Genomic DNA, 12,144 nt, shown 5'->3' on the forward strand with positions numbered 1-12,144 from the left:
ATTACTAGCAGCTCCTGCTACTCCCGTACTCATTAAAACCAAAGCAGATGTTGTGATAGTTAATGTAGATTTGTTAAACATAATAAATTCTCTCCTAAAATATAAAATTTTTATTTAAAATAAAGTTTTTGCCTATAAAAATAATATTAAAAATATTCAATCATTTATCTTTTATTTACTAGAGATTGATAAAATCTCAATCTCTAGTAAATTCATTTATATAATTTATTTTATTATTTATTAACTTTTTTGAAGTGCCATATAAATGCAGCATAATCGCCTTCAATAACAGGACTTGGCATGCCTGCAAATAATTCTTTACCTTCTTCAGCTATACCACCAACAACTTTATCTGGAACATTAATGCCTACATACATTAATTCATCTCCGCCATAAAGTTTACCAGTACGCATATCTTCATAAATAGCATCAGCATCTAAACCTACAGCACAAATAGTTGCTAAATTATCATTTGGCACTGCTAAAGTTCTAAAGAAGCTTACAACTGCTTCTGATTTATCTTTAGCTACAAAGCTCCATGCTGTTTCATTATTTTCAAATGGGCTTTGAATTCTATAGAAATCACCAAATTGGATAAGTTCTCTAACTTCTTTATAAAATGCTACTTGAGCTTTAGTTTGAGCTTTTTCTTCATCAGTTAATTTTGTTAAATCGAGTTCATAACCAAAATTACCACACATTGCAGAAATACCACGAGTAGCAAATGGTGTAATTCTAGCTACCTGATGATTTGGTACTGCTGAAACATGGCAACCCATAGCAACATTAGGATAAACCATAGATGTACCATATTGAATTTTCAAACGCTCAATAGCATCAGTATCATCACTTGTCCAAGTCTGTGGCATGTAGTATAAAATACCTGGGTCAAAACGACCGCCACCACCAGAGCAAGATTCAAATAAAACATTAGGGAAACGACTAGTAATTTCATCCATTACATGATATAAACCAAGCATATAACGATGAGCTACTTCGCGTTGACGTTCTGCTGGTAATACAGCAGAACCAATTTCTGTCATATTACGATTCATATCCCATTTTACATATTCGATATTTGCACTAGCAAGTACATCAGATACAGATTTAATAATATAATCGCAAACTTCTTTACGAGAAAGGTCTAAAATCAACTGACGACGTGCTGTAGAACGTGTACGACCTTCTATATGCAAGCACCAATCAGGATGTGCTTCATATAATTTACTGATAGGACATACCATTTCTGGTTCAAACCATAAACCAAATTTCATGCCCATACCGTTGATTTCATCAACAAGTTTTTTCAAACCGCCACGGATTTTATTTTCATTTACGAACCAATCACCTAAAGAGCGGTCATCATTATTTCTTTCACCGAACCAGCCGTCATCTAAAACGAATAATTCAATGCCGAATTCACTAGCTTGTTTAGCAATTTCTTTGATTTTAGTTTCATTGAAATCAAAATATGTTGCTTCCCAGTTATTAATAAGAACAGGACGAGCTTTATCACGCCATACACCACGCATTAAGCGTTTACCATATAAATTCTGATAAGTATGACTCATACCTGTTAAACCTTCGTTAGAGTAAACAAGTACAGCTTCAGGTGCTTGGAATTCTTCTCCAGCTTTTAATAACCATGTGAAATCAAATGGATTGATACCAATTTGCATTCTAGATTTGCTATACATATCAACTTCTGTATTAGCTAAGAAGTTACCACTATATACTAAACTCATAGCATAAACATCGCCATTTGTTTCAGTAGCATCTTTACGAACAAGAGCCATAAATGGATTTTGCGCATGGCTACTTGCACCACGACGACTTTCTACACATTGTCCACCGATGCGAAGTGGTGTACGAATGATATGACGTTCTCTAGCCCAAGAACCAGAAAGCTGAATCATTTCAAATTTACTATCTTTAAAATCAACGTTTGCACTCAATACACGTTGAATTTTTACATCATCAGCACTTTTATTTATTACTTTAACGCTACGAGCGATAGCATTATATTCTTCAAAAACAGTAAAGGATAATTCTACATCAACATTTTTTACTTTATCAGTTAATGTAATAATTAAAGTTTGAGCTTCTTTATCTGCTTCCACATATGTTGCAGGTAAACCTTCTAATGCAGGTTTGCCATCAACAATTTTATAATCTACATATCTAAAATCTGTAGCACTTGTACCATCAGCAAATTCAAGTTCAATAGCAGGACTACGTAAGTCTGTAGAACCATATCCAGGATATTCTTGTTCTTTAGACTCTAAATGGAAAGCATCTATATTATCTGTATTAGCAACAAAGCTAAACCAATCTTTTCTACGTACAGTATAATCAAGATTTTCAGATTTTAAAGGACGCCCCCAATAAAGATGGAGTAAATGCCCTGTTTCTAAGACTTTCATCAAATAACTTGTTTTAGAAGTTTTTAAATGAAATGTCTTTGTTTCTTGGTTAAATAAAATCATCTTTTATCCTCCTTGAATTAAAAAATTTCTTGCATTAATAACTAAATTAAAAATGCTAAGATTTTTTGCAAAATTCAATACAAATAAATCTGTAAACGTTTTCGCTTTTCTTGCCTAATATTATAATATTTATAAAAAATAAAATCAATGTTTTATGTTTCTAAAAATTGTATCTATGTTGTTCTTTTTCACTTAATTAAAAATTTTATTTAGCTAAATAAATTATGATATAATATACAAACAATAAAACATTTAAAGTGAGTGTGTTTTTATTATGATTTTAACAATAGAAAATTTATGTAAAACTTATGGAGAAAAAGTCTTATTTGAAAATGTAAACTTCAGCCTATCTTCAGGTGATAAAATAGGTATTGTTGGTGTCAATGGAACAGGTAAATCTACTTTTATCAAAGTTATTGCAGGTCTTATTCCTCAAGATAGTGGTAATATCATCGCTGGCAAAAATATAAAAATCGAATATCTATCACAAGATAAAATCTTCAATCCTGAAAATACAATTCTAATGGAAGTATTTCAGGGCAATCAACCTATTATGCAAGCGCTTTATGACTACGAAATCACTCTAGCTCAAAGTCAAAAAAATCCTCATGATCATAAATTACAAGAAAAAATCATTAAATTAACTAGTAAAATTGATGAATTAAATGGCTGGCAATTAGAAAGTGATGCTAAAACCATTTTAACTAAATTAGGTATTATGGATTTTTCTGCCCAAATAAAAACCTTATCTGGAGGACAACAAAAACGATTAGCTTTAGCTACAGTATTAATTCAACCATGTGATTTATTATTGCTTGACGAACCTACTAACCATTTAGACAGTGAAACTATCGCATGGCTTGAAGAATACCTTCAAAAATTGAAATGTGCTTTAATCATGGTAACACATGATAGATATTTCCTTGATTCTGTTGCTACTAAAATTTTAGAATTGGATAAAGGTAAATCTTATGTTTATACAGGTAACTACACTCAATTCTTAGAATTAAAAACTGCCAGAGAAGAACGCGAAGAAGCTTCAGAACAAAAACGTCAAAACTTTTTACGCAATGAATTAAAATGGATACGTCGTGGTGCTCAAGCTCGTTCTACCAAACAAAGAGCAAGAATACAACGATTTGAAGAAATAAAAAATCAAAAAGTAAATATTGATAATAGCAAAATTGAAATGGGACTTGCAGGCTCTCGTCTAGGTCGCACTGTAATTGAATTAGAAAACGTAAATTATACTGTAGATAATAAAACAATCATTAAAAATTTCACTTATACAGTCTTACGAAATGACCGCATAGGTATTTTAGGACCTAATGGTTCTGGTAAAACTACCTTATTAAATATAATAGCTGGCATCTTGCCACCAACAACAGGAAATGTAAATATTGGTCAAACTGTAAAAATTGGATATTTTGCTCAAAAAAATATTGATATGGACGAAAGACTTCGCCCTATTGAATATATCAAAGAAGTTGCTCATCACATAACATTAGCTGATGGCACACAACTAAGTGCATCTCAATTAATGGAAAGATTTTTATTCCCAGGTACATTACAATGGACTCCTATCAGTAAATTATCTGGTGGTGAAAAACGTCGTTTATTCCTATTGCGAGTTTTAATGAGTTCTCCTAATGTTCTATTACTAGACGAACCTACAAATGATTTAGATTTACAAACTATGTCTATTTTAGAAGAATTCATTGATAATTTTAATGGTGCTATTATATTTGTATCCCATGACCGCTTTTTCATTGACCGCTTAGCAGATAAAGTCTTTGTTTATCAGCAAGACGGCTCTCTTCGTCAATATCCTGGTGGTTATTCTTATTACAAAGGTATTGAAGAAAAAGAATTGGCTACATTAGAAAAAGGAAAAAATACTGAAACAAAAAACACCATTTCTGATACAGAAAAAACATCTAAAAATACCACAATTAAAACTGAGCCAGTAAAAAAACTTTCTTTTAAAGAACAAAAAGAATATGCTGAAATTGAAGCCATAATTGCTGAAACAGAAGGAAAACTAAAAGTAGTACAACTTCAAATGAGTCAAAATGCTTCTGATTATGGCAAATTAAATGAGCTAACTAAAGAAGAAACTGCTCTTCAAGAAAAATTAGATTATTTAATGGAACGTTGGGCATATTTAGAAGAATTAGCCGAAAATAGCAAATAAATCAAACAAAAAAGCTTTCTATTTAGTACAAACTATAAATAGAAAGCTTTTTTATTAATTATTAATTTTTTTGTAATTTATTCATGAATTTTTCATTATTTATAATAAATCTTTCATGTATTCCTTTACCAATAACTTTATGCGTATCTTTTGCTTCAACTATAAAAGTTAATTTTCTACCTTCTATTTTATCTAAAGTAGCTATAGCTATTACGACATCATCTAAAGCAGTTGGTGCAATATGTGATATATCCAATTTTATACCTACAGTACCTTCTCCTTCTTCCAAATAATCTTTTAAAGCTATACAAGAAGCCTCTTCCATTAACGCCACCATCGCTGGAGTTGCAAAAACTGGCAAGGTTCCACTTTTCATTATTTTCGCTGTATTTTCTTCAACCACTTTAACTTGTGCTTGTCCTTTTATACCTGTTTTTAAAGTTAACATTAATCTCATTCCTATTCATTTAAATATATTTTTTATTTTAACATATATTTAAAATTTATCCATAGAGTTTTTATGCAAATTATTAATTCATAAATATTCAAACTAATTTTACTCTTAAAACAATGTATACAATGTTTTATCTAGATTTTACATTGACTTAACATAACATTACTACTATAATGATAAATATGTTTTTAAATATATTGTTAATATCTTAACTGCATAAAATAACAATATATAATCAGTTTTTATGCAAAAAAAAATAAATTTCAAAAAGGAGTCTTTTTAATGAAAAAGTTGCGCATTAATCTAACAGCCCAAATATTTTTAGGGCTAGTATTAGGTGCTATCTTTGGTTATTTTTTACCTGATATCGGGTCACAATTAAAACCATTAGGCGATGCGTTCATTCGCATGATTAAAATGATCGTTGTACCTCTTATTTTTAGTACTTTAATAATTGGTATTGCTGGTACTGGTGATTTCAAAAAACTTGGTCGTTTAGGTGGTAAAGCCATCATTTGGTTCGAAGTTGCTAGTAGTTTAGCTTTAGTTGTTGGTCTTGTAGTCGTAAATGTACTTCAACCTGGTGTTGGCGTTTCTCTTCCTTCCATTGGAGCTTCTGCCGGTGCTAATGCTGCTGCTACTGCAGAATCTTTCAGTATTTCTATGCACTTATTAAATATCATTCCTGCTAACATTGTTGAAGCTTGCGCTAAAAGCGATATGTTACAAATCATCTTCTTTAGCTGTTTCTTCGGTGTAGCTCTTGCTCATATCGGCGAAAAAGGAAAAATTGTTGTTGAATGTTGTCGCGGTGTAGCAGAAGCAATGTTCAAAGTTACACATTATGTTATGCTTTTTGCACCAATTGGTATTTTTGCCATGATTTCTTATACTGTTGGTACTTTCGGTTTAGAAATGCTTATTCCTCTTGGAAAATTAGTATTTTCACTTTATTTTGCAATAATCGTCTTCTTAATTATCCTTGCAATTATTGCTTCTATCATCACTAAATTAAATTTCTGGCATATCTTCAAAGTTTTACGTGAACCATTATTATTAGGTTATTCCACTGCAAGTAGTGAAGCTGCTTTACCACTTGCCATGAAATGTTTAGAAAAATTAGGTTTACCAAAACATGTCATCACATTCGTTATGCCAACAGGTTATTCCTTCAACCTTGATGGTTCCACTTTATATAGTTCTCTAGCTGTTATTTTCTTAGCTCAAATGTATGATATTGATTTTGGTCTTACTCAACAAATCATGATGTTACTTACACTTATGATTTCCACTAAAGGTATAGCCGGTGTTCCTGGCGCTTCTATCATCGTAATTGCTGGTACAGCTGCTTCTTTTGGTATTCCAACAGAAGGTATCGCTATTATCTTAGGTGTAGACCGTATCATGGATATGGCTCGTACATTCTGCAATATATTTGGTAACTGTATCGCTACAGTTGTTGTTGGTCTTTGGGAACGTGAAATTTCTCGCGGAGAAATAAAATCTTCTTACCAAAATAATTTTAAAGGTGATACTTTAGCATAATATAAATAAAAACAAAGCTCCTTAAAAGCTGTCCACTGACTTTTAAGGAGCTTTATTTATTATTTAGTTTTTAACCAAATAGCCATTTCATTTTCACCGCGATTAAATGCACAAAAATATGGTATTAGTTTTAACTTAATAATTTCTACATTTTCTTGTTTTTCTATTACATTTCTATATAAAATATCATTCCATTGTTTATCTAAAATTAATTTTTCAGCCTCTAATTCTAATTTTACAATATCTCCTAAACTATCATTATTTTTATACTCATTTATTTCTTTATTTGTATCTATAGTTATTAAATGCAAATTATCTCCATTGTCCACACCTTCTGCACAATAAATAATAGGACCTCGTTGTATAGCAACTTTGCCATAATCTTCACGAACTAAAGGATTTGCACAAACAAAATTAGCTTCTATTTGTATATCAAAAATAACTATATCTCCTTTTTCCCAAGTTCTATCTATAATAGCATATCCTTTTTCTATTTTTGGTGTAAATTCCTTACCATTTAACTTAAATAAATATCTATTTGCCCAACTAGGAATACGTAAACCTAATTTAAATGTTGCCTCACTATTTACTTTAAAAGTAATTTTTCCATCCCATGGATAATCTGTAATTTCTTCAATACTTATCACTTGATTATTTATTTTAAAATCAGATTTATTACTTACATATAAATTACTATAAATGACATCATCTTTTACTGTATACATATATTCATCTAAAGAACTTAATAATCTAGCTAAATTAGGTGGACAACATGCACAACCAAACCACGCTGGACGAACAGTTTTTACATGTGATTTACCTGGATCTTTATGACTTAATTGAGGAACAACTTCCAATGGATTTACATAAAAGAAATGCTTTCCATCAAGAGCCATACCATCTATAACTGTATTATACAGAGCTTTTTCCATTATATCTGCATATTGACTATCTACATCTAATTTCAACATATTATTTGCAAAAAAGATCAATCCTATAGAAGCACATGTTTCACAATACATTGTATCATTTGGCAAATCATAATCTGCAGTAAAGGCTTCTCCTATAACAGTAGAACCTATACCACCTGTTATATACATACGTTTAGTAACAATATTCTTCCATAAACGTTTATAAGCTTCAAACATTCTTTCATCATTATTTAAACGAGCCAACATAGCCATACCTGTGCACATATACATAACACGTACAGCATGTCCTTCAGCTGTTTCTTGTTCCAAAATAGGCTTATGATTTTGATAATATTCTGGTTTAAAACTTTCCATACCTTCAATTACAGGTTCAGTTGAAGGATCTGTCTTTTGTTGTTCTTTAAAGAAATTTGGATTTTTCCCACGTTCATATAAAAAGAAATTTGCTAAGTTTTTATATTTATCATTTTTTGTAAGCTCAAATAAACGAAGTAATGCCAATTCTATTTCTTCATGTCCATCATATCCATGAATTTTTCCATCTTCACTGCCAAAAATATCATCAATATGATCTGCTAATTTACAAGCAATATCTAATATTTTTTGATTTTTTGTAACACTATAATACCCAACTGCTGCTTCAATAAAATGCCCTGCACAATAAAGTTCATGGCTTTGATATAAACGTTTATATCTACGTTCTGGTGCCTCTATAGTAAAATATGTGTTTAAATATCCATCACTTTGTTGTGCTTTTGCTAATAAATCTATTACTCCGTCTGCAATTTTTTGTAAATCGTCATCTTGATGTTGATGTAATGCATATGCTACTGCTTCAAGCCATTTATAAACATCACTATCTTGAAAAACCATTCCATAATGTTTTCCTTTGCTTATTCCAGATGCAATTTTGAAATTTTCAATAGCATGGCTTTTCTCTGCTGGTATATGATCTGCATCTCTTTCTTTTTCAATTTTAATATCAGCTTCATCATTTAATACCGACCATTGAAAAGGTAACATTTCTTCACGGATTAAATTTATATATTGTTGCCAAAATGGTGCTGTTATTTTTATTTTATTTTCAAACATAATAAATCTCCTTAATAATAATCTATTAACTATTTCTTTTTGCTAAATCTAAAAGAATATTATTTTCATTTTGTTTATACTTATGATAAAAAAGCATTAGAATAATTCCACATAAGAAAATTATTATCATTACCGTTATATTCCTATGTAAAAAATTTTACTAACATACAAATAACTACAATATTTTTTAGTCACGTAACTTTTAACTGTTTATATTTTATATAATTATTTGAAAACTTTAAATAAATAAAATTAACATTTAATAGTATAATATTAGCATAAATAGTATAATAAAATTATCATAACTAATAAAAAAATATATAGTATAATATTAATAATCATCAGTATTATGCTTAATTTCAAGTTTTGTTAGTATAATAAAATTAATATTTGAGGTGATTTTTTGTATATTATTTTTACTTGTCCACCTTTGCCTCATTTAATAGTGGGAGGTAAATCATTATATCGAGTAGGCGATTTACATTTAAGAAGAATCATGCCTTCTACATTTGACTTAATATTTGTAACTGCTGGCAAGCTATATTTAGAAGAAAATTCTCAAAAATATATTCTCAAAAAAGGAGAATTCTTGATTTTGCCACCAAATAGATTACACAAAGGATATAAATGTTGTGATGAAGCTACAGATTTCTTTTGGCTACATTTTTATACTACTGGTAAATTCAAATATATGGATAAACCTATCTATGATAAAAACCATAAACAAAAAGCAAATTATCAATTTACTAAAGAACCTTTCCATATATCACTACCTCAACATGGTTCACTAACAGCCGAACAACAATCTCAAATGGCTGAATATATGAATACTATCGTTCAAGTAAAAATTGATAAAACTAAACCAAAAAAAGATTTCTATTCTTCAACTGTTTCTCAATTAAAGAGCCAACAATTATTTTTTTCCATTCTAAGTATTCTTTGTGATATTCATGAGCCAAATACCAAAAATGTAGCAGAAAAAATTTATGAACATTTTTCTCTATTTTATACAGAAAGCTTCGATTTAAAAAAACTATCTGATGAATATGCTTTTCATCCTACACATATAATTCGTTGCGTGAAAAATAAATATGGCTTAAGCCCACTACAACTACTCTTGCACATACGCATACAAAAAGCTAAAGAATTATTAACATACACAAATTTTTCTATTAATAAAGTGGCTATATCTGTAGGATTTGATGATAATGCATATTTTACTAAACAATTTAAACGTATAGTTGGCACTACTCCTACAAATTATAGAAAGCAACAACAAATAAATAAAATCTAACTATTTTTAATTAAAATAGCTATAATAAAACAAAAATGCTATAATAAAACATATTGTAAAGGAGGACATATGGCTACAAAGAAGAAATTTTACGCAGTAAAAAAAGGTTATCAAACAGGAATATTCACAACTTGGGCTGAATGCCAAAAACAAACACAAGGTTTTAAAGGAGCATTATTTAAATCTTTTCCCACAAAAGAAGAAGCTCAAAACTATTTAGAAGACAAACCATCTGTCAATATTTCTGAACAAGATGATGACCGTTATTATATTTATGTAGATGGTTCATATATAAATGGTGAATATAGTTGGGGTATGGCTATTTTTTATAAAGGTAAATTAATAGATACTTTCAACGGAAAAGGCACTTCCATAGATGCTAGTGAACTACATAACGTAGCTGGAGAAATTCAAGGTGCTATGGAAGCTACCAAATGGGCTATTGCTCATGATGAAAAAATTGTAATCTGTCATGATTATATCGGTTTATCTGAATGGGCTTTAGGCAATTGGAAAACAAATAAAGAATTGACTAAAGCATATGCTGAATTTATGAAACCATATTTACATCTAGTGACCTTCAAAAAAGTAGCAGGTCATACAGGAGTATTAGGTAATGAACTTGCTGACAAATTAGCTAAACAAGCTTTAGGTTTATAATAAATTGCTTAATAAAATTAGAGGAGGAATAAAAATTTGACTACTACAGATAATTCATTGACTTTAGGTATAGAATCTAGCTGTGATGAAACTTCTGTTGCTATCTTACGCGGTGGCAGAGAAATACTAGCTAATGTAATTTCTACTCAAATTCCAATTCATCAAAAATTCGGAGGTGTCGTTCCTGAAATCGCCTCTCGTAAACATATTGTTAATATCATGCCTGTTTTAGATGAAGCACTTCATAAAGCAAATGTTACTTTAAAAGATATCGATCGCATTGCTGTAGCCTATGGCCCAGGATTAGTAGGTGCTTTACTTGTAGGCGTATCTGCCGCTAAAACTTTGGCTTTTGCTTTAGATAAACCACTAATTGGCGTAAATCACTTAGAAGGTCATATCTTCGCCAATTTCTTATCCACGCCTGAACTCCAACCACCATTTATGGCTCTCGTAGTTTCTGGTGGACATACTTCTCTAGTTCACGTAAAAGACTATAATCATTTTTCCCTAATGGGACAAACTCGTGATGATGCAGCTGGTGAAGCTTTTGATAAAGTAGCTCGTGTAATGGGATTACCTTATCCAGGTGGCCCTCAAATTGATAAATTAGCTAAAGAAGGAAATCCTGATGCTATTGATTTCCCTATGGCATTAAATGAAAAAGGTAACTATGAATTTAGCTTCAGTGGCTTAAAATCGGCTGTGCTCAATTATTTAAACAATATGAAAGCGAAACGCATCGAAATCAACAAAGCTGATGTTGCCGCTTCCTTCCAAAAATCAGTAGTTAATATCCTAGTGCATAAAGCTGTAGAAGCAGCTCGTCAAACCAACATGACAAAACTAGTACTTGCCGGTGGCGTAGCAGCAAATAGTTCCCTAGAAGGACATCTCCAAAAAGCCTGCAAAGAAAACGGCTTAGAATTTTACTACCCAAGCAAAATCTTATGCACAGACAACGCTGCCATGATAGCCTGCCGTGGTTACTACCAAGCCCAAGCAGGAGACTTTGCCGATAGCAACCTAAACGCTATCCCTTATCTAGAACTAACTGACAAAGAATAAGGATTTATTCATTTTTCTTTTATCTAAAAGAAAAAATCCCGCGATATTGATTTTACTTTGATAAAGATAAAATTATGTCTACAACGTCCAAAACTCACTTTGTTCAAACAGTTGGACTAAAAACATAGCCATAATTTTATCTTTATCAATAGCTTTCAGCTACCGTAAAATCTGCTAATGCGGGAAATTTTGGTATTATTTAAAAACAATTACAAAATAATAATTTGTAACTTTTATTTTCCGCATTATAAAATTTTAATGGTAATCGCAAGATTATTGAAAATAATTATCACTGAATACGGTTTTAGTCTGAATGTTTGAGCGAAGCGAGTTTCTAAGCGTTGTATGAAGTGATAATTATTTTCAAAATTAAAATTTTATCTGCGGTGATTTCTTTGGTTCGTTTCTTTGTCATCAAA

At 30.6% G+C, this 12,144-nt stretch carries 8 protein-coding genes; 5 read left to right on the top strand and 3 right to left on the bottom strand.

The annotated features are described in order from the left end of the window. Window positions 1-233 precede the first annotated feature (233 nt). On the bottom strand, window positions 234-2,486 hold the full coding sequence (locus AC5LAX_RS03715) for an alpha-galactosidase (protein ID WP_288909520.1): 2,253 nt from the start codon (window positions 2,484-2,486) through the stop codon (window positions 234-236). Window positions 2,487-2,760: 274 nt separating this feature from the next. On the opposite strand from AC5LAX_RS03715, the gene AC5LAX_RS03720 reads away from it, so the two are divergent. Then, a complete protein-coding gene (locus AC5LAX_RS03720) occupies window positions 2,761-4,680 on the top strand; it encodes an ABC-F family ATP-binding cassette domain-containing protein (protein ID WP_288909521.1) in 1,920 nt (639 codons plus the stop codon). 61 nt (window positions 4,681-4,741) lie between these two features. On the opposite strand, the gene AC5LAX_RS03725 is transcribed toward AC5LAX_RS03720, so the two are convergent. Further along, on the bottom strand, window positions 4,742-5,137 hold the full coding sequence (locus tag AC5LAX_RS03725) for a thioesterase family protein (RefSeq protein ID WP_288909522.1): 396 nt from the start codon (window positions 5,135-5,137) through the stop codon (window positions 4,742-4,744). A gap of 279 nt (window positions 5,138-5,416) precedes the next feature. On the opposite strand from AC5LAX_RS03725, the gene AC5LAX_RS03730 reads away from it, so the two are divergent. Then, window positions 5,417-6,679, top strand: coding sequence for a dicarboxylate/amino acid:cation symporter (locus AC5LAX_RS03730; RefSeq protein WP_019000210.1), 1,263 nt, complete (start codon window positions 5,417-5,419; stop codon window positions 6,677-6,679). A gap of 59 nt (window positions 6,680-6,738) precedes the next feature. On the opposite strand, the gene AC5LAX_RS03735 is transcribed toward AC5LAX_RS03730, so the two are convergent. After that, complete coding sequence (locus AC5LAX_RS03735) at window positions 6,739-8,703, bottom strand: glycoside hydrolase family 127 protein (protein ID WP_288909523.1); 1,965 nt, start codon at window positions 8,701-8,703, stop codon at window positions 6,739-6,741. Window positions 8,704-9,106: 403 nt separating this feature from the next. On the opposite strand from AC5LAX_RS03735, the gene AC5LAX_RS03740 reads away from it, so the two are divergent. The 3 genes from AC5LAX_RS03740 (at window position 9,107) to tsaD (ending at window position 11,725) form a co-directional block, all read left to right on the top strand. After that, window positions 9,107-9,997 (top strand): helix-turn-helix domain-containing protein, encoded by an 891-nt coding sequence (locus AC5LAX_RS03740; RefSeq protein ID WP_117464050.1) that lies wholly within the window; start codon window positions 9,107-9,109, stop codon window positions 9,995-9,997. 69 nt (window positions 9,998-10,066) lie between these two features. Next, window positions 10,067-10,657, top strand: coding sequence for a ribonuclease H1 domain-containing protein (locus AC5LAX_RS03745; protein ID WP_008537680.1), 591 nt, complete (start codon window positions 10,067-10,069; stop codon window positions 10,655-10,657). 36 nt (window positions 10,658-10,693) lie between these two features. Then, entirely contained in the window at window positions 10,694-11,725 is a 1,032-nt protein-coding gene (tsaD, locus tag AC5LAX_RS03750; RefSeq protein ID WP_118035640.1) for a tRNA (adenosine(37)-N6)-threonylcarbamoyltransferase complex transferase subunit TsaD, read from the top strand. Window positions 11,726-12,144 lie beyond the last annotated feature (419 nt).

The organism is Megamonas sp. (assembly GCF_986095205.1).

What these genes read in the sequence shown, in the direction of transcription:
- AC5LAX_RS03725 (WP_288909522.1), bottom strand. Translation starts at nt 5,137, where the DNA reads ATGAGATTAATGTTAACTTTAAAAACAGGTATAAAAGGACAAGCACAA.
- AC5LAX_RS03715 (WP_288909520.1), bottom strand. Translation starts at nt 2,486, where the DNA reads ATGATTTTATTTAACCAAGAAACAAAGACATTTCATTTAAAAACTTCT.
- AC5LAX_RS03720 (WP_288909521.1), top strand. Translation starts at nt 2,761, where the DNA reads ATGATTTTAACAATAGAAAATTTATGTAAAACTTATGGAGAAAAAGTC.
- AC5LAX_RS03745 (WP_008537680.1), top strand. Translation starts at nt 10,067, where the DNA reads ATGGCTACAAAGAAGAAATTTTACGCAGTAAAAAAAGGTTATCAAACA.
- AC5LAX_RS03735 (WP_288909523.1), bottom strand. Translation starts at nt 8,703, where the DNA reads ATGTTTGAAAATAAAATAAAAATAACAGCACCATTTTGGCAACAATAT.
- AC5LAX_RS03730 (WP_019000210.1), top strand. Translation starts at nt 5,417, where the DNA reads ATGAAAAAGTTGCGCATTAATCTAACAGCCCAAATATTTTTAGGGCTA.